The following is a 19,189-nucleotide window of genomic DNA, read 5'->3' on the forward strand; positions in this document are numbered from 1 at the left end:
GCGCAGGATCGCGCGGTGGATGTGGCGGGCTTGTATATCATAGCCGCCCGGCGCTGGCCATTGGCGGGTCGGCAGAGTCGTGGCAGCTTCGTTACAATCCGACGCTGGAAGCGCCCCCGATCTTACAGGAAGGATTCGACGCCATGTCCCAATATTCCGCCGATGCAGGCCTCGGTTCCCGCCAGCGCTTCGATCGCCGTTTCTTCGGCGATGTCTGGCGTCTGGCTAAACCTTACTTCACTCAGTCCGATGAGCGCTGGGCCGCAATCGGGCTGGTGATCATGATTCTCGTCACCATCGGCGGCGGGGTTTATATCAATCTGCGGATCACCAATTGGTACAACACTTTTTACAACGCCCTGCAAACGTATAAGAGTGATGCCTTCTGGGGCTTGATGGGCGAGTTCGCGATCCTGGCGACGATCGGCATCGCACTCAGCGTGTATCAGACCTACCTTACTCAGTTCCTCGACCTGCGCTGGCGCCGCTGGCTCACTGGTGCCTTCCTGACCCGTTACCTCAATGCACGTACCTACTATCACATGGAGGTGTTCAAGCGCGGGCAGGACAACCCCGACCAGCGCATTGCCGACGATCTGTCCGCCTTCGCCCAGTACACCAGCAACCTGGTCAGTGGCCTGCTCAGCGCGATCCTGAACCTGATCACCTTCATCGGCTTGCTGTGGGTGCTGTCGGCCAAGGTGATCGTGCCTTGGGGCGGCGCGGAGCATCACATACCGGGTTTCCTGGTGTGGACGGCGCTGCTCTATGCGATCGCCTGGACCTGGGTGGCAGCCTTTATCGGCAATCCGCTGATCCGCCTCAATTACCATCAGCAGCGCTTGCAGGCGGACTTCCGCTACAGCCTCGTGCGTCTGCGCGAGAACAGCGAGGGGGTTGCGCTCTACGGTGGCGAGGACAAGGAGCGGACGCAGTTCGATCACCGGTTCGACCATGTGTTCGGGAACTACAAACGCCTGATTCTGATGCGCAAACGATTCAACTGGTTCACGGCCTCCTTCAGCCAGTTCGCCATTATTCTGCCTTTTCTGGCCGCCGCCTCGGCCTATTTCGCCAAGGCCGTGCCGCTGGGTTTTCTGATGCAGATCAGTTCCGCCTTCGGCAATGTGCAAGGTTCCTTCGCTTATCTGGCCACAAGCTACGACAGCCTTGCACAGTGGCATGCGGTGACCGATCGACTGAGAGGCTTCCTGGGTTTCATGGAGGAGGTCGAGGCCATGCAGCGCACCGAAGGCCACATCGAGCGGCGTACTGGGGACGTGCTTGAGGTCTCCGATCTGAGTTTGAGGCTGCCCTCTGGCGGTACTATCGTCAGCGATCTCAATCTGCGGGTGGCGCCGGGCGAGCGGGTGTTGGTAACCGGGCGCTCAGGAATCGGCAAGAGCACGTTGCTGCGCGCTATCGCCGGTATTTGGCTGTTTGGCGAGGGCCGCATCGCGCTGCCGAGTGCGGGGCACAGCCTGTTTCTGCCACAAAAACCCTATTTGCCGCTGGGTAGTCTGCGCGAGGCTCTGCTCTATCCTTCGGGCAGTATCAAGACACCGGATGCGGATCTGGTTCGCGCACTCGAACTGGTCGGTTTGCCTGCACTGATCCCTCAAATGGGTGAGCTGCAGCCCTGGCCACACGTGCTCTCGCTCGGCGAGCAGCAGCGCGTAGCCTTCGCGCGAGTATTGCTGCAGCGTCCGGCCTACGTGTTTCTCGACGAGGCGACCTCGGCGCTGGATGAGCCTTCGGAGCTGGCACTCTATGGGTTGTTGGGCGAGGTGTTGCCAGAGATGGCGGTGATCAGCGTGGGGCATCGTAGTACCTTATTCGCCTTTCACTCGCGTCGTCTGCATTTGCTGCCTGAAGGGCGCTGGGAAGATAACGCCATCGACCCGACGGCACCCGGAACGGAGCCGCAATTCGCAACCTGAGCGCAGCGGCGCGGTGGGGGCTGAATCCGCCGCGCTTCTGCTACAATGCGCGCCATGGCAGGCAACCGCATCGGACAGGCATTCACCGTCACCAGCTTTGGCGAAAGCCACGGTCCAGCCATCGGCTGCATCGTCGATGGTTGCCCGCCGGGGCTGGCGTTGGACGAGGCCGACTTGCAGGCCGATCTCGAACGCCGTCGTCCGGGCAAGACTCGCCATACCACCCAGCGGCGTGAGCCGGATACGGTACGCATTCTCTCCGGCGTATTCGAGGGCGTGACCACGGGTACGCCGATTGCGCTGATGATCGAGAATGTCGATCAGCGTTCCAAGGATTACGGCAATATCCTCGACCGCTTTCGCCCCGGTCATGCCGACTACACCTACTACAAGAAATTCGGCCTGCGCGATTATCGCGGCGGCGGGCGTTCCTCGGCCCGCGAAACCGCGATGCGTGTGGCGGCAGGTGCGATCGCCAAGAAGTATCTGCATGATCGAGTAGGTGTCGCCATTCATGGCTACCTCGCTCAACTCGGCCCGCACAAACCCACCCGCTTCGATTGGGCCGTGGTAGAGGAAAATCCGTTTTTCTTCCCCGATGCGGCCATGGTGCCCGAGCTCGAGGCCTATATGGACGCGCTGCGCAAGTCCGGAGACTCCATCGGCGCGCGCGTCAACGTGGTTGCCCGTGGCGTGCCGCCGGGCTGGGGGGAGCCGGTATTCGATCGCCTGGACGCGGACATCGCCCACGCCATGATGAGCATCAACGCGGTCAAGGGCGTCGAAATCGGCGCCGGCTTCGCCTGCGTTGAGCAACATGGCAGCGAACATCGCGATGAGATCACGCCGTCGGGCTTCCTCAGCAACCATGCAGGCGGCGTGCTTGGCGGCATATCCAGTGGGCAGGACATTGAGGTCAGCCTGGCCCTCAAGCCGACCTCCAGCCTGCGCCTGCCGGCACGTACCGTGAATCTCGCGGGCGAGCCGGTAGAAATTGTGACCCATGGCCGACACGATCCCTGCGTGGGTATTCGCGCCACGCCGGTCGCTGAGGCGATGTTGGCCATCGTGCTCATGGACCACCTGATGCGCCACCGTGGCCAGAACGCAGAGGTGAACACCGCACTGGCAGACATCCCGGCGCACCCGGCCTGAGGCCGTATGTTCGCCTATCGGCATGGTTATCACGCCGGCAATCATGCCGACGTTCTTAAACACCTGATCCTTGTCACCTTGCTCGATGCCTTGCGGCGCAAGGACAAACCCTTCTTCGTGATGGACACCCATGCCGGCGACGGCGGTTATGCGCTGGATTCGGCGATGGCGGGCAAGCTCGCTGAATACGCCGATGGCATCGGTCGTCTATGGCCGCATCGTGGCCTACACCCGGCAATCGATGGCTATCTCGACGCAGTTGCCTCGTACAATACCGAAGGCAGATTCGCCCAATATCCCGGTTCGCCGCTCATTGTTGCCGGCCGTTTACGAGTGGGCGATCGCTTGCTCGCGGTGGAGGCGCATAGCGCAGCCGGCGCTCGACTTGATGAGCTGCTGTCAGACCATGCAAATGCCCAGGTTTTACGCGGCGACGGTTATGCCGCGCTCAAGGCGGCATTGCCACCGCGCGAGCGGCGCGGTCTGATCCTGATCGATCCGAGCTTCGAGGTTGCCGGTGAATTCGAGCGACTGACTGAGGCATTGAGGCTGATTCACCATCGATTCCGGCAGGGTTTGGTCGCCATCTGGTATCCCTTGCTCGGCCATAAGCCCGCCGCCCCTTGGCTGGACACGGTGCAGAATCTCGGCATTCCCGACATCCTGACCGCAGAACTGCGTGTGGGTCCACCGACGCAAGGTCCTGGGCTGTATGGCAGCGGCATGTTGTTGGTCAATCCGCCCTGGGGGACCGAATCCCAGTTGCGCGAGGTGTTGCCGATGGTCTCTGAATGCCTCAATGGGCATCGGGACGGCGCCTGCGTGAGAACGCTGGTCGGAGAACGGGGCGAGGTTGCGCCGAGGGCATGAGCCTTTCCTCACCGACGGCATCGGCAGCAGCGGTACCTTACTGGCGGCTGTCGAGCTTCTATCTCGTCTATTTCACCGTCACAGGCGCCTTCGTACCGTACTGGAGCGTCTATCTCAAGGCACTCGGCTACGGTGCGGTCGCCATCGGTGCGCTGATGGCACTGCCGATGGCGACCAAGGTATTTGCGCCCTATCTATGGGGTTGGCTGGCGGATCGTACCGGGCGACGCGTGGGCGTGATTCAGCTGGCCACACTGCTGGCCGGCATTGCGCTGGCCGGCGTGGCACTGGGGCATGGCGTCTGGTGGTTAGCTGTCGTGGTAACGGCCTTCAGCTTCTTCTGGAACGCGGCCTTGCCGCAGTTCGAAGCGGTAACGCTCAGCCATTTGCGTCACCGCGGGGAGCATTACTACAGCCTGGTGCGCCTGTGGGGCTCAATCGGATTCATTCTCAGTGCGCTGTGTCTGGGCTGGTTGTTCGACTGGCTCAGTATCACCTGGTTGCCGGCCATCCTGGTGGGATTGCTGGCGTGGCTTTGGATCGCCAGCCTCGGCGTACCCGCACCGGTAGCCACCGGCACCGTAGTGGGCGACCACTCACTGGGCGCGGTAGTACGTCAGCCCGCCGTGCTGGCCCTTTTGGCCGTTTGCTTCCTGATGCAAGCAAGCCACGGCCCTTATTACAGCTTCTTTACCCTCTATTTGCGCGAGAACGGCTATGGCTCGGGAATCACGGGCGTGCTTTGGTCGCTGGGCGTGTTGGCGGAAGTTGGCGTGTTCCTGCTGATGCATCGACTGCTGCCGCGCTTCGGCGCCCGCCGGCTGCTACTGTTTGCGACGCTGGTCACCGCCGTGCGCTGGGTGCTGATTGCTGGCTGGGTCCGCGATCTGCCTTTGCTCGTGTTCGGCCAAACCCTGCATGCAGCCAGCTACGGCATCTATCATGCTGCCGCGATCTCATTGATCCACAAGCATTTTCCGGGTCGATTGCAAGGGCGCGGCCAGGCGCTGTATTCCAGTGTGAGCTTCGGCCTAGGCGGCGCCTTCGGCAGCATCGTCAGTGGCTACGTGTGGAGTGGTTTGGGGCCGGCCGACACCTATCTCGTCGGCGCCGGGTTCGCGTTGCTGGGCGCCGCGATCGGTTACTGGGGGTTGCCCGCGCCGGCGGTGCGGGCGCCGTACTGAGGCGAATTGCATAGACCTGTGTCTACGCGACGGTTCAACCAATGGTTAACGGCTCGCGTCCACTGTTCGACTGCTAGGTTGGTCGCGGTGACGCCGGCTACGGGATTGGGTGCCGATACGTCTTCCTTGATGTCAAAGCGCCGGGTGGCCAGGGTGTGGTCGTTGCGCGTGTCGTTCAATGTCGTGTCGACGATCAGGTGAATACGGCTGTGGTCACCGTGGAAGACCTGCAGCAATGTGACCAGGTGCGTTGCGATCGACAGCGGAGTGACCGACGGCGTGGTGCCGCCGATCACGTGCTTGAAGTTACCGCTCGCGCGCAACGCTTCGCTCAGGGGCATTGCCAACATGGCGGCGGGTGGGGCGATCCAGCGGTGGTAGGCGAAATCGGCGATCTGGTAGGGCGCGGTGCTGTAGCGCATGCCGGTGCCCTCGAAGCCGGGTGCCGCGGTGGGCGTGGCTACGCGCAGGTCGGGGCAGCGGGCTTCGTCGTGCCAAGCGACGGGACCGGGCAGTGGGGGTGCTATACGGTATTCCGTCACTTGCTGGGTGGCTTGGCGGTCGGGTAGCAGAGAGCAGCCGCCGAGCACGGTGGCAAGGCAAGTGAGGATCACGGGCGCGAGTTGGCGTATAGAGGGCGACATATTCATTCTCCCGGACCCGGCGTGGGCGGTGTCGGGCCATACAGCAGGGCGCTGGGGTCCTGTTGCAATTGGTTGCTGAGCTGGCGATAGCTGCGCACCGTTGCGGTGAACTGGCGCAGCGCCTGATCGGTCTGTGGCAGCGTGCGCTGGATTGCGCGCGCGCTGTGGCTCACTTCGGCGGTGAGCTGGTCGAGGTGGTGCATCAGCGCGGGGAGTTGGGCGGTGCTGGCGCGTGTTTGGCGCATCAGCGCGTCGAATTGCGCGATGGCATCGTCCATGCGTCCTGCGTGCCCGGCCAGATTGGCCGACAGCGCATCCAGATTGGCAAGAGCGTGCGAAACGTGCGCGATATTACGGTCGCTAAGCAATTGCGCGAGGCGTTCACTGGATTGCGTGACGCTCTTGCCAACCTGATTGACGATCACGTCCAGGCGTTGCATCAACGAAGGCGAGGTCTTGATCACGGGGTAGGGGGCTTGCCCCTTGCGCTGCAGCGGTGGCGAGGACGTGGCGCCGCCGGTCAGGCTGACGAAGGCAGAACCGGTGATGCCTTGCAGTTGCAGCGTCGCCCGGGTGTCGGCCTTGATCGGCGTGCCGTGCTCGATGTCGAGCAGCAGGCGCACACGTGAGGGATTGGTCGGGTCGAGCCCGATTTGGCTGACGTGCCCTACGCGAACACCGTGATAACGGACCGCGGCGTCCTGTGGCAGGGCCCAGACGGATTCGGTGGTGTAGACAAGATAGTGTTCGTAGTCGTGCCGTCCGGGGCCGCCGGCGGCGAACCAGAGCAGCGCGGCGATTAGGCCGGTGCCTAGCATGAGTACGAAGGCGCCGACGAGGGCGTAATTCGTGCGGGATTCCATCAGGCGGGCATCTCCTTGGGATTGAAGAAGGTGCGTACTTCCGGGTTCTGATGCGAGCGTAGTGCCGCCGGACTGCCGGTGGCGAGCAGACGACCGCCGCCAAGCAGCGCGACACGGTCGGCGATGCCATCGACCGAGGCGAGGTCGTGCGTGACCATGACCACTGTCAGCGCCAGCGCCTTGCGCAGGCCAAGGACGAGGTGGTCGATGGCGCGCGCGCTGACTGGGTCCAGTCCGGAGCCTGGCTCGTCAAGGAACAGTAATTCGGGGTCGAGGGCAATGGCGCGCGCCAGTGCGGCTCGCTTGCGCATGCCGCCGCTCAGTTCGCTGGGGTAGAGGCTTGCGCTCTCTGGCGGCAGTCCGGTGAGATCGATCTTGAGCATGGCCAGTTGACGGATGAGCGAGGTCGGCAGCCGCGTGTGTTCGGTGAGCGGGAGGGCGACGTTTTCAAGTACGGTGAGCCCGCCGAACAAGGCGCTGGACTGGAATAGTACGCCCATCCGGCGTCGTAGGCTGATTTCGGCCTCCATGCCGATCCGGTCGCGTGCGCCGTGACGCTGACCGAACAGCTCGATTTCACCGGCTTCTGGTTGTCGCAAGAGGATCATTTCGCGCAACAGCGTGGTCTTGCCGGAGCCGGAGCCGCCAACCAAGGCGAGTATTTCGCCGCGATGGACTTCCAGGTCGATGCCCGCGTGGATCACGCGTTCGCCGTAACGCGATTCGATGCCCGTCAGGCGCAGAATGGGCGTCTCGCTCATAGCGATAGCCGGTTGAAGACGACCGAAAAGAGGGCATCCAGCACGATCACCAGAAAGATCGATTGAACGACGCTTTGGGTGGTCCGCCGTCCCACACTTTCGGCGCTTCCTTCCACCTTGAAGCCCTGATAACAACCGACGCCCGCGATCACCAGGGCGAAGATCGGTGCCTTGCCGATGCCGATCAGGAAGCTGGTCAGGCTTACGCTTTGATGCAGGCGCTCCATGAAGCTCTCCGGGCTGACGTTGAGCACGAATTCGCCAACCAGCATGCCGCCGAGTATGCCGACCACATCGGCAAACAGGGTCAGTAGCGGCAAGGCGATGACGAGGCCGATCACCTTGGGCACGACCAGCATTTCGAGCGGGCGTATGCCCATGGCGCGTAGGGCGTCGATCTCCTCAGTCACGCGCATGGTGCCAATTTGCGCAGTGAAGGCCGAGCCAGTGCGCCCTGCGATGATGATGGCGGTCATCAGCGGCGCGAGCTCGCGCACCACACTGATACCGACGAGATCTGCAATGTAGAGGTTGGCGCCGTATTGTGCGAGGAAGGCAGCACTCTGATATCCGATCACCACGCCGATCAGCAGCGATAGCAGTCCTACGATGGGCAGCGCCTGGGCGCCGGCCTGTTCCAGGGTGAGCAAGATCTGGCGTGGACGCAGACGCCAAGGATTGCGTAGCGCGCTGAGCGCGCTCAGCGTGCCGGCGCCGACGAAGCTCAGGAATTCGTAGCCCGTGCGCAGCGTTTCGAGGGTGGCGCGGCCGGTGTGTGCGAGCGCGCCTTCGCCGCGCGGGGGAATACGCTGCTTGCGCGGGTCCGGGTGCGCCTCAATCAGCTCGATCAGTGCGGCCGCCTCAGGCGAGGCGCCTTGCAGGCGAATCGCTTGACCCTGCGTCTGGTGGTCGAGTACGGCCCGGCGGATCAGCCAAGCACCGGTGGTGTCCAGAGCCTGGAGTCCGGAGAGGTCGAAGACTGGCGGTGCACCGGGGGGTAGGCGAACGAGGTCGACTCGCGCAACCGTGCGGGACAGGCCCGCGGTGGTCCAGCAGCCGGTGAGCCGGACAGTTTCGGGATCGACGTGTAGCCGCGCGATGGAGGAGGTCATCCGCGGACTTTGGCGGATTTCGCATCCGGCGGCAATGCCTCTGGTTTTCCCGTGGCGGCGACCATCAAGGCCTGTGCGGCGTTGGACAATGTGCGTTCGCGGTGGCGCACGAAGCCGAGCGTACGGCGCAGGGAAAGGCCTTCGACCTCGACCGCGCGGATGCTGTCGTCTACCAGGATTTCAGGTAATGCGCTCCAGCCGAGACCAATCGAGACCATGCTGCGGATGGTCTCCAGATAATTGGTGTCTAGACGCACCTTGGGGCTCAGCCCGTGCGTGGCTAGTGCGCGCTCGATCACGCCGCGAGTATAGGTGCCCACCGCTGGCAGAATCGCCGGATATCGGGCCAGTGCGACGAGTTCGATTGGAGCGGGCAGTGTCGTCAGCGGGTGGTCGGGAGCGGCGACCAGCGTCAGCGGATCGTCCCAGACCGGGGTGCATCGCAGGCGCGGTAGCGTCTCGGGCGGCAGGGTGACCAGCGCCAGCTCGAGGTCGCCGTGCTCGACCGCCGCGCAGCCGGCCTCGGAGTCCATGAAGTGGAGATCAAGGTCGACCTCTGGGTACCGGCGAGTGTAGCTGCGTAGCAGTCCAGGTAGGCGGTGCAGGCCAATGTGGTGCGAAGTCCCGATGCTCAGCACGCCGGCGACGCGGCCGTCCAGATTGGACAGCCGGCGACGGCTTTCAGCGACTTCAAGCAGGATGCGGCGGGCGCCAGGCAGCAGGGCTTGGCCGGCTTCGGTGAGCTGGACGCGGCGGGCGAGGCGGTCGAACAGCCGGCTCCCTAATTCCTCTTCTAGTAGCTTGATGCGCTTGCTGACCGCCGGTTGAGTCAGATGCAGTGCGTCGGCCGCGAGCGAGAATGAGTTTTGCTCGGCGACCGCGATGAAGGCCTGCAAGGCGCTGATGTCCATGTGGTATCCCGTGCCGTTGCCGTTGCCGTTGCCTGTGCCGGTGGTTGGTAAATGTATTCCAATTTGGAATTTATAACATGAAAAATATGCATTTGAGTTATGTGTTGCGCGGTCGTAGGCTGTGCCGCTCGATCAGGAGGAACCGGCGATGACAGCAAAGACGCTCTACGACAAGCTCTGGGATGCCCACGTGATACGCAGCGAGGATGACGGCACCGCGCTGCTTTATATCGATCGCCATCTTGTGCACGAGGTAACCAGCCCGCAAGCTTTCGAGGGCCTGCGCTTGGCGGATCGTCAGCCTTGGCGCATCGACAGCATTCTGGCCGTGCCGGATCACAACGTCCCGACTACCGACCGCAGCCAAGGCATCGTCGACGCAGTCTCGCGCCAGCAGGTCGACACCCTGGACGAGAATTGCCGGGTCTATCGCATCACCGAATTTCGCATGGACGATCCGCGCCAGGGCATCGTGCACGTGATTGGCCCGGAGCAGGGCGCGACCCTGCCTGGCATGACCGTGGTCTGCGGTGATTCGCATACCTCGACCCACGGCGCCTTCGGTGCGCTGGCTCACGGCATTGGCACCTCCGAGGTCGAGCATGTGCTGGCCACGCAATGTCTGATCCAGAACAAGTCGCGCAACATGCGCGTGCGCGTCGAGGGCAAGGTCGGCCCCGGCGTGACCGCCAAGGACATCGCGCTCGCCATCATCGGCGAGATCGGAACCGCCGGTGGCACCGGTTGTGCCATCGAATTCGCTGGTTCCGCGGTACGCGCACTGTCTATGGAGGGGCGTATGACGCTGTGCAACATGACCATCGAGGCCGGCGCGCGCGCCGGCATGGTGGCAGTCGACCAGACCACTATCGACTACCTCAAGGGTCGCCCCTATGCGCCCAAGGGCGCGCATTGGGATGCTGCGGTCGTCGCCTGGCAGGATTTGCATAGCGACGACGATGCGGTGTTCGAGCGCGAAGTGCTCATCGACGCGGCTGGCATTCGGCCTCAGGTGACCTGGGGAACTTCGCCGGAGATGGTTGTGCCGGTCGATGCGAAGGTGCCGGATCCGGCCGCTGAGGCCGATGCGGGGAAGGCCGAAGGCATGCGCCGCGCATTGGATTATATGGGCCTCGATGCAAACACACCGATCTCCGAAATTCTGGTGGACAAGGTGTTCATCGGCTCTTGTACCAACTCGCGTATCGAGGACCTGCGTGCCGCTGCCGCCGTGGCCCGTGGTCGTAAGGTGGCAGGAAACGTCAAATTGGCAATGGTGGTGCCAGGTTCCGGCCTGGTGAAGCGCCAAGCCGAGGCCGAGGGCTTGGACAAGGTGTTCCGCGAGGCTGGTTTCGAGTGGCGTGAACCGGGTTGCTCGATGTGCCTGGCGATGAACGCCGATCGCCTGGAGCCGGGCGAGCGTTGCGCTTCGACCTCGAACCGCAACTTCGAAGGGCGTCAGGGGCAGGGTGGTCGCACCCATCTGGTCAGCCCGGCGATGGCTGCCGCTGCGGCCGTGGCCGGCCATTTCGTCGATGTGCGTTCGCTGTAAGGAGGACTTCAGTTATGCAGGCATTCACGCAACACACCGGCAAGGTGATCCCGCTTGACCGGGCCAACGTTGATACCGACGCGATCATCCCCAAGCAATACCTCAAGTCGATCAAACGCTCCGGTTTCGGCCCCAATCTGTTTGACGATTGGCGTTATCTCGATCCGGGCGAACCGGGCGTGGACAACACCGGGCGCCGGCCGAATCCCGAGTTTGTACTCAACGCCCAGCGTTACGCCGGCGGCTCGATTCTGCTGGCGCGCAAAAACTTCGGTTGCGGCTCCTCTCGCGAGCACGCCGTCTGGGCGTTGGATGATTACGGTATCCGCGCGGTGATTGCGCCGAGCTTTGCCGACATCTTCTACAACAACAGCTTCAAGAGCGGCTTACTGCCCATCGTGCTGGACGAGGCGGCGGTCGACACCCTGTTTGCTGCCGTGGCGGCGATGCCTGGCTATGCCTTGACCGTCGATCTTGCGGCGCAAACGGTGGGTACACCCGACGGCATGGTTCATCGCTTCGAAGTGGATGCGTTCCGCAAACATTGCCTGCTCAACGGTTTGGACGACATCGGTCTGACCCTGCAGCACGCCGATAGCATCCGCGCTTACGAGGTACGCCGCCGGCAGGAGGCGCCGTGGCTGTTCGATGCGGCGCCGTAAATTTGCTTCGCAGTGCCCTGGAACGGCAGGTGTGGCGAAGCGCGCCTGATGTGCGGGAGTTTCCCGACGCGTGACGACGATACCTGCGTGGATACCGATCACGCTCGCGGCGGCGGTTTTCCAGGTCTGGCGGACGGCGTTGCAGGTCAAACTGCGTGGCGCGCTTTCCGCCAGTGGTGCTGGCTTTGTGCGTTACCTGTACGCATTGCCGCTGGATGCACTGATGCTGGGGCTGGCGCTGTGGTGGCTGCAGGCGGCACTGCCGGAGATGTCATGGCGCTTTTTATTGCTCTGTCTCGTGGGTGGGGTGGCGCAGATCTTCGGCACGATCCTGTTGATCACGGCCTTCGGATTACGCAACTTCGTGGTTGGCACGGCCTATGCCAAGACCGAGGCGGCGCAGTTGGTGATTCTGTCGATCGTCGTGCTGGGCGTGCAACTGCCTACGATAGCGGTGGCGGGCATATTTCTGGCGGTGGCAGGCGTATTGCTGCTCTCATTCGCAGGTCAGAAAATGGGGCTTCGCGAACTGTTGCGGGCGTCGGCCCAGCCGGCTGCATTGTGCGGCCTGGGCGCCGGATTTGCTTTCGCGATGACCGCTCTGGCACTGCGTGCCGCGAGTCTGGACCTGGGCGTGGACACGGCGGTGGCGGTCAAGGCTACGCTGATACTGTTGGTCACCAACCTGTGCCAAACCCTGGTGCAAGGGGGATACATGGCGCTGCGGACGCCGACAGAGCTGCGTGCGTGTCTGGGGTTATGGCGCCGCGCCGCGCCGGTCGGCATCTTGTCGGCCTTAGGTTCTGGTTGCTGGTTTGCGGGCTTCGCGCTCACCCATGTCGCGTTGGTGCGCGGCCTCGGGCAAGTGGAGATTTTATTTACCCTGTTGATCGGGCATTTTTACCTCAAGGAGCGGGTGCGAACCGGCGAAATCGCCGGACTGGTGTTGGTGACCCTGGGCGTGCTGGGCATTGCCTTTGCGGATATGCACTGAACCCGCAATGATTTCGATGAATTTTAATTAAATGCACGAAGTGGAGGATTAAGATCATGAGCCGAACCATACTGCTGCTGCCCGGCGACGGCATCGGACCCGAAATCGTCGCTGAAGCGGTGAAGGTGATCGAGGCGTTGAAGGCGCGGCATGGCCTGGATGTGCGGACCGATGAGGCCGCGATCGGCGGTGCGGGCTATGACGCTGCAGGTCATCCGCTGCCGGAGGAGACGCTCGCCAAGGCGCGCACCGCCGACGCGATCCTGCTGGGCGCGGTCGGCGGCCCACGCTACGATACGCTGCCGCGCGAGCTGCGTCCCGAGCGCGGGTTGCTCGGTATCCGCAAGGCGCTCGGCCTGTTCGCTAACCTGCGCCCAGCCTTGCTCTACCCGGAGCTGGCCGATGCCTCGACGCTCAAGCGCGAGGTGGTGGAAGGGTTGGATATTCTGATCGTGCGGGAGCTGACCGGGGGATTTACTTCGGCGAACCGCGCGGCGTGCGTACCCGTGAGGACGGCGAACGCGAAGGCTTCAATACGCTGGTCTATCGTGAATCCGAGGTCGAACGTATCGCGCGCGTGGCCTTTGAGGCTGCGATGCGGCGCGGCAAGCGCTTGTGTTCGGTGGACAAGGCCAATGTGCTGGAGGTGTCCGAACTGTGGCGCGAGGTGGTTGAGCGCGTGGGCCGCGATTACCCGGCAGTCGAGTTGTCGCATATGTACGTCGACAACGCGGCGATGCAATTGGTGCGCGCACCCAAACAGTTTGACGTGATGGTGACCACCAATATGTTCGGCGACATCCTGTCGGACGCTGCGTCCATGCTGACGGGCTCGATCGGCATGCTGCCGTCTGCCTCGCTGAATGCCGATCATTGCGGTCTGTACGAGCCGATTCACGGTTCGGCGCCCGACATCGCCGGGCAGGGCGTGGCCAACCCCTTGGCGACGATCCTGTCGGTGGCGATGATGTTGCGTTACTCGTTGGGAGCGCCGGCACTGGCTGATCGCGTAGAAGTGGCCGTGGGCAAAGTGCTGGAACAGGGATTGCGCACCGCCGACATCGCCGGTGCTGGCGAATCCCGCGTGTCCACGCGCGCGATGGGCGATGCGGTGGTTGCGGCGCTCTGAGACGCGTGGTTGCCCCTGAGAGGGGATAATGAATAGCAGGAGTCGGTAGATCATGATGCAGGTAGGTTTGATCGGGTGGCGCGGCATGGTCGGTTCCGTGCTCATGCAGCGTATGCAGGCGGAGGGCGATTTCGAGCATATCGCGCCGCAGTTCTTCACCACTTCGGCCCCAGGCGCCGCCGCACCGCCGCAAGCCGGTCCTGGCGCGCGGCTCGCGGATGCATACGACCTCGCCCGGCTGGGCGAAATGGATGCCATCCTGACCTGCCAGGGAGGGGATTACACTTCGGAGGTTTATCCTCGTCTGCGCCAGGCCGGCTGGAACGGGCATTGGATCGATGCAGCGTCCACGTTGCGCATGCGCGATGACGCGGTGATCGTGCTCGATCCGGTGAATCGGGAGGTCATCGACGCGCGCCTCGCCGCTGGTGGCCGCACCTGGGTTGGGGGTAATTGTACGGTCAGTCTGATGTTGATGGCGCTCGGCGGATTGTTCCGCGCAGGCCTCGTGGAATGGGCGACCGCCATGACCTATCAGGCGGCAAGTGGTGCGGGTGCACAGAATATGCGCGAATTGATTACGCAGATGGGCGTCCTGCACGCCAGTGTGGCCGATGCGCTGGCCGACCCGGCCTCGGCGATACTCGATATCGACGCCCAGGTGACGCAGGCATTACGCGATCCTTCACTACCCACCGCCCAATTTGGTGCGCCGTTGGCAGGTAGCCTGATTCCTTGGATAGACAAGGAAATGGAAAATGGACAGAGCCGTGAGGAATGGAAGGGACAGGCCGAAACGAACAAAATTCTTGCCGGCGAGCAGGTGATCCCGATCGATGGCATCTGCGTGCGTGTTGGCAGCATGCGTTGTCATTCGCAGGCACTGACCATGAAGCTCAGCGATGATCTGGCACTCGACGAGATCGAAGCGATCATCGCGGGCGCCAACGATTGGGTGCGGGTCGTGCCGAATCGCCGCGACGATTCGATGCAAGGCCTGACGCCGGCGGCGGTGAGCGGCACGCTGGACGTGGTCGTCGGTCGCCTGCGAAAGCTCAATATGGGCTCGCGTTACCTTGGCGCCTTTACCTGCGGAGATCAGCTATTGTGGGGGGCAGCCGAGCCATTACGCAGGATTCTGCGTATCCTCGTCGAGACAGGGCGCTAAAACGACAAGGATGAAAATAATGACGACGAAACCCCCGGGCGCCATGAGGTCGCAGTGGTCGGTGCTACAGGAATGGTGGGAGAGGCCGTGCTGGCGATATTGGCCGAGCGCAATTTCCCCGCGCGTAAGGTGCATGCGCTGGCTAGCGCGCGCTCATTTGGCGAGGATATGTCATACGGCAAGCGTTCCCTGGCGGTAGAAGATCTTGCAACATTTGATTTTGCCGGGGTCGATCTGGCCATTTTCGCAGTGCCTGCCGAGGTTGCGGCTCTGCATGTGCCGCGTGCGGTGAGCGCGGGTTGCGTGGTAATCGATCATTCCGATTGCTATGTCGATGACGTAGATGTGCCCTTGGTTGTGCCCGAAATCAATGCCTCGGCGCTCTCGGACTACAAGCAGCGCGGCATCATTGCCAGTCCCTGCGGTAGCGCCGCGCTGATGCCCGTACTCAAACCCCTGCACGATTTGGTCGGTATCACGCGGGTGCGATTGACTACGTGTCAGGCGGTTTCAGGAGGCGGCCGGTTGGGTGTCGAGGCGCTTGCGCGACAGACGGCCGCGCTACTCAACGCGCAGCCCGCCGAGGCCGGCACGGATAATGTCCAGACGGCCTTCAACGTACGCCCGATGGTGGGTGGTGCGGATGCGGATGGCTATACCCGCAATGAGTCGAGGATGATGCGTGAAATTCGTCGCCTCTTGGCGGATGAAGGCATCGGCGTCGATGTGGCCTTGGTCGATGTCCCGGTGTTTTTCGGCCATTCCAGCGTGGTGCGGCTGGAAACACGCGAGGCGCTAGGGGTCGAAGCGGCTTGTGATTTGTTGCGGGCGGCGCCTGGCGTCTTGCTGGTCGAGCTACCGGAACAGCCGACAGCGGTGAGTCATGCTTCCGGTCGCGATGAGGTGCTCGTGGGCCGGATACGGCGCGATCAGTCGCATCCGCATGGGCTGCAGTTGTGGGTGGTTGCGGATAACTTGCGTAAAGGTGCCGCGCTCAATAGTGTTCAAATCGCCGAGATTTTGATAAAAGACTACATATAATCTAAAGTTACGGCGGGAAGTTCGAGCATGTACACACGCATCGAACTCGTCCGGTAGAAATAACCCCGTATGGGCACGCTGCGCGTAAGCGGCCCGTGCATGAATCGATAAGCATATAACCGAGGGGATTTTAACGTGCGTAGACTGGCCTTGGGCTTGTCCCTCATCGGGTGCCTGCTGGCGCCTGTCACCTCCGAGGCGCTAGGACTCGGGTCGATCGATGTGCGCACCAGCCTCAATCAACCCCTCCAGGCCGACATCGAACTTTTGGGTGTCAATCCCTCCGACTTGAGCGGTGTAACCGCTGTGCTGGCGCCATCGGAGCTGTTTTCGCGTGTGGGGATTCCCCGCCCGGATTATCTCGGACGCCTGCAATTCAAAGTCGTGCGCTCGAGCGATGGCAAACCGGTCATCAGAGTCAGCACGAACCAGCCGCTACGTCAGCCCTTCCTGGATTTTCTCCTGGAGGTGAACTGGTCTGGCGGTCGTTTGCTGCGTGAATACACCATTTTGCTCAATCCACCGGATTACATGCAGGGGCGCTCAGAAGCGAGCGCGCAAATGCCGTCGGCGATCAGCGCGCCACCGGCGCGGGCCGCATCCCCGGCCATGACGTCACCAATGCTCGGCATGCAACCCTCCACATCCAAGCCCAGCGCGACGTCACCTTCCAAGCACGCGGCGGCGACGCCTATGGCGGGTACGGCACGTCAATATCGTGTGGTCAAGGGCGATGTTCTGTGGCGTATCGCCAAACGCGAAGGCGCGAGCACGTCTACTGATATCAACCAGATGATGGTGGGAATCCTGCGTGCGAACCCTCAAGCCTTCATCAAGGGTAATGTGAATGGCCTGCGGACAGGTTATGTACTGCGCATTCCACCTACGGCCCAGCTAACACGCATTAGCCAGGCCCAGGCGACCGCTGAGGTCTCCAGGCAAAATGCCCTATGGCATCAATACGCTATGCGTATGGCTGGCAAGACGGTCTCCGAATCCCAACTTAAGGCCGCAGGTAGCAGCAGCCCCCAAACCAACGCAATGTCCGCGCATGGTAAGGAAACAACGGCTGCCAATGGGCATCTGCGGATACTCGGTACTGAGGCCAAGTCGCCGGGTATGGGGGGAGCAAAACTGGCAATGGCCGAAGGTGAGGGCCAGGCGAAACTTCGACATGAGCTTTCCCTTGCCAAAGAGGCTGTGGCTTCAAATCAACAGCAAATCGGTGATCTGCAGTCGCGCATCGATGCCCTGCAAGGCATCGTGTCCAAGCAGCAGAAGCTGCTGGAGCTCAAGAATCAGGAACTTGCCGGATTGCAGGCCAAACTCGGCCATGCCACGACGACCGGTACCAAGCTAGCCATGCCTGTAATGCCGGTGGCCGCCACCGGCAAGCCAGCTGCGCCGCTCGTGAGCATGCCGTCTGCCGCCACCGCTATGCATCCTGCTGCCGTCGCGCCTGCCCAATCGGCGCCCAAGCCCGAGGTCAAACCGGCCATGCCGCCGGCAGCCAAGCCGGCCCAACCCGCCAAGACCAGCCTGGTCGATATGTTGTTCGGCAATCAGAATTATCTGATGGCAGCCGGCGGATTGGCGCTGTTGCTACTGGCCTTGTTGTGGTTGATTGTGCGTCGCTCTGCGAAGGCTAGACATGCACCGGTGGTACGCGGGCTCGATCATGGGGCGGGACCTTCAACGAAGGACATTGAGCCACATTTCGAAGCGGAAACCGCCTCGACTGGCGCAGCCGCCGCTGTGGTTGCCGGTGCCGGGGCAGCTGCCGCAATGGCTGCGGTTGCGGGCAGTGCCAATGATGACGCCGATATTGAGAGTAGTGCGCCCGAGGCCGATGACGAGCTTGGCGAATTGCCGATGCTTGACGATGAGGATGTCCCGGCCATCGAGGAATCTGCGCCGAGCGACGACGTGCTGGCCGAGGCCGACGTTTATATCGCTTATGGTTTATATCCTCAGGCCGAATCCGTCATCCAGAAGGCATTGGAGGATGATCCAGATAACCTGAACTACCGTTCGAAACTCCTCGAATGTTATTACAGCGCCAATGATCAGCCATCCTTTGATCGGGAGGCGCAGGTGCTCTTCGACAGCGTGCCGGGCGCAGAAAACGATCCGATATGGCAGCGTGTCGCTACCTTGGGCAAATCGCTCAGCCCCGAAAATCCATTGTTTACCGGAACCGATACCAGTGGATTGAGCGCGGACGATATCATCGGAGCGAAATCCGAGCTTGGCGGACTCGATCTGGGCGAGTCCGGTAGCCTTGACGAGCTGGATCTGGATGGTGTTGAGGCGGGTGCCACGGAGGAAACGGGCGCTGCCACGACCGACGATGCGTTCGACTTGGACGATTTTGATCTTGGCGACGATCTTGGAAGCGAGGCGGAGGCGAGCGCACCGATCAAGGTTGATGCCGGCGAGACCGACGGAGATGACCTGGATAGCCTGGAATCGCTTGATTTCAGCATCGATGAACTTGATCTCCCCGACGATGTGGCCGTCGCGACTGAAAGTGCGGATGAGCATGGAGACCTGGATCTGGATTTCGAGACATTGGACATCTCTTCCCCCGAACCTGAACAAACCGTGGCGGGGGGCTTGACGACCCCGGCTGCCGATGAGGAGATGGATGCGCTTGATTTCGACATGGATCTTGCTGGCGACACGGCGCTGACCGAGGCGGGTGAAGCACCGATTGATAGCCAGATCTTGCAATCCCCGCCGGAGCCGGAGCCGGAGCCGGAGCCGGAGCCGGAATCGGAATCGGAATCGGAATCGGAATCGGAATCGGAATCGGAGCTTGATTCGACTGCCGTCGATGCTGAACTGCTTTCGTCGGCATCCGAACTCGATGATCTTGACGCCTTCGGCGAGCTTGATGATTTGGAGTTCGATGTTGGGGAAGTGGATGCCGAACCCGCCACGGAAGGCAGTGGTTTGATCACCGACGGTGACGAAGTTGCGACCAAGCTCGATCTTGCGAAGGCTTATATCGACATGGGCGATGAAGACGGAGCGCAAAGCACCTTGCAGGAAGTACTGGCGGAAGGTTCGCCAGAACAGCGTGAGGAAGCGGAGTCGCTGCTCAAGCAGATCGGTTAGCGCTTCGGCCCCGTTGCGTAACGGGGCCTTGAGGAGGCCGGGTCCCCGTTGACCCGGCCTTTTGTATTTACGGGATGCGAAAT

General features: G+C 62.3%; 15 protein-coding genes and 1 pseudogene. 11 read left to right on the forward strand and 5 right to left on the reverse strand.

Annotated features, from left to right (window positions below; translation table 11 throughout):
* The first annotated feature begins 143 nt into the window (after positions 1-143).
* The 4 genes from BI364_RS05340 to BI364_RS05355 are packed head-to-tail and all read left to right on the forward strand — an operon-like array spanning position 144 to position 5,149.
* Positions 144-1,940, forward strand: a complete 1,797-nt coding sequence (locus BI364_RS05340; protein WP_070079919.1) for an ABC transporter ATP-binding protein/permease — start codon at positions 144-146, stop codon at positions 1,938-1,940.
* Positions 1,941-1,994: 54 nt separating this feature from the next.
* A complete protein-coding gene (gene aroC, locus BI364_RS05345) occupies positions 1,995-3,095 on the forward strand; it encodes a chorismate synthase (protein WP_070079920.1) in 1,101 nt (366 codons plus the stop codon).
* A gap of 6 nt (positions 3,096-3,101) precedes the next feature.
* The gene (locus tag BI364_RS05350) at positions 3,102-3,965 is read left to right on the forward strand and encodes a 23S rRNA (adenine(2030)-N(6))-methyltransferase RlmJ (RefSeq protein WP_070077859.1); all 864 of its coding nucleotides are present in this window, start codon (positions 3,102-3,104) and stop codon (positions 3,963-3,965) included.
* On the forward strand, positions 3,962-5,149 hold the full coding sequence (locus tag BI364_RS05355; RefSeq protein WP_070077860.1) for an MFS transporter: 1,188 nt from the start codon (positions 3,962-3,964) through the stop codon (positions 5,147-5,149). The genes BI364_RS05350 and BI364_RS05355 overlap by 4 nt, the downstream gene beginning before the upstream one ends.
* Here the strand turns inward: BI364_RS05355 and BI364_RS05360 are convergent.
* From BI364_RS05360 to BI364_RS05380, 5 genes are read right to left on the reverse strand one after another with little or no spacing between them, the layout of a single operon-like run.
* Positions 5,107-5,793, reverse strand: coding sequence for an ABC-type transport auxiliary lipoprotein family protein (locus tag BI364_RS05360; RefSeq protein ID WP_070077861.1), 687 nt, complete (start codon positions 5,791-5,793; stop codon positions 5,107-5,109). The genes BI364_RS05355 and BI364_RS05360 overlap by 43 nt on opposite strands.
* 2 nt (positions 5,794-5,795) lie before the next feature.
* The gene (locus BI364_RS05365) at positions 5,796-6,656 is read right to left on the reverse strand and encodes an MlaD family protein (protein WP_070077862.1); all 861 of its coding nucleotides are present in this window, start codon (positions 6,654-6,656) and stop codon (positions 5,796-5,798) included.
* Positions 6,656-7,417 (reverse strand): ABC transporter ATP-binding protein, encoded by a 762-nt coding sequence (locus tag BI364_RS05370; RefSeq protein WP_070077863.1) that lies wholly within the window; start codon positions 7,415-7,417, stop codon positions 6,656-6,658. The genes BI364_RS05365 and BI364_RS05370 overlap by 1 nt, the downstream gene beginning before the upstream one ends.
* The gene (locus BI364_RS05375) at positions 7,414-8,529 is read right to left on the reverse strand and encodes an ABC transporter permease (RefSeq protein WP_070077864.1); all 1,116 of its coding nucleotides are present in this window, start codon (positions 8,527-8,529) and stop codon (positions 7,414-7,416) included. The genes BI364_RS05370 and BI364_RS05375 overlap by 4 nt, the downstream gene beginning before the upstream one ends.
* On the reverse strand, positions 8,526-9,440 hold the full coding sequence (locus BI364_RS05380) for a LysR family transcriptional regulator (RefSeq protein ID WP_070077865.1): 915 nt from the start codon (positions 9,438-9,440) through the stop codon (positions 8,526-8,528). Before BI364_RS05380 ends, BI364_RS05375 begins: the two co-directional genes overlap by 4 nt.
* A gap of 148 nt (positions 9,441-9,588) precedes the next feature.
* Between BI364_RS05380 and leuC the strand changes: the two genes are divergently transcribed.
* The 7 genes and pseudogenes from leuC (at position 9,589) to BI364_RS05415 (ending at position 19,106) form a co-directional block, all read left to right on the forward strand.
* Positions 9,589-10,992 carry a 3-isopropylmalate dehydratase large subunit gene (gene leuC / locus BI364_RS05385; protein ID WP_070079921.1) on the forward strand — a complete coding sequence of 468 codons (1,404 nt, stop codon included), beginning with the start codon at positions 9,589-9,591 and terminating at the stop codon, positions 10,990-10,992.
* 14 nt (positions 10,993-11,006) lie between these two features.
* Positions 11,007-11,654, forward strand: coding sequence for a 3-isopropylmalate dehydratase small subunit (leuD, locus tag BI364_RS05390; protein ID WP_070077866.1), 648 nt, complete (start codon positions 11,007-11,009; stop codon positions 11,652-11,654).
* Positions 11,655-12,168: 514 nt separating this feature from the next.
* On the forward strand, positions 12,169-12,648 hold the full coding sequence (locus BI364_RS19105; protein ID WP_407639348.1) for an EamA family transporter: 480 nt from the start codon (positions 12,169-12,171) through the stop codon (positions 12,646-12,648).
* 56 nt (positions 12,649-12,704) lie between these two features.
* Positions 12,705-13,777, forward strand: a pseudogene (gene leuB, locus BI364_RS05400) (3-isopropylmalate dehydrogenase).
* A gap of 52 nt (positions 13,778-13,829) precedes the next feature.
* Entirely contained in the window at positions 13,830-14,945 is a 1,116-nt protein-coding gene (gene asd, locus BI364_RS05405; RefSeq protein WP_070077868.1) for an aspartate-semialdehyde dehydrogenase, read from the forward strand.
* 54 nt (positions 14,946-14,999) lie between these two features.
* Positions 15,000-15,986, forward strand: a complete 987-nt coding sequence (locus tag BI364_RS05410) for an aspartate-semialdehyde dehydrogenase (RefSeq protein ID WP_267887970.1) — start codon at positions 15,000-15,002, stop codon at positions 15,984-15,986.
* A 135-nt stretch (positions 15,987-16,121) separates the two neighbouring features.
* Entirely contained in the window at positions 16,122-19,106 is a 2,985-nt protein-coding gene (locus tag BI364_RS05415) for a FimV/HubP family polar landmark protein (protein WP_070077870.1), read from the forward strand.
* The last annotated feature ends 83 nt before the right edge of the window (positions 19,107-19,189 follow it).

The sequence above is a fragment of the Acidihalobacter yilgarnensis genome (genome assembly GCF_001753245.1).
Classification (GTDB): domain Bacteria; phylum Pseudomonadota; class Gammaproteobacteria; order DSM-5130; family Acidihalobacteraceae; genus Acidihalobacter; species Acidihalobacter yilgarnensis.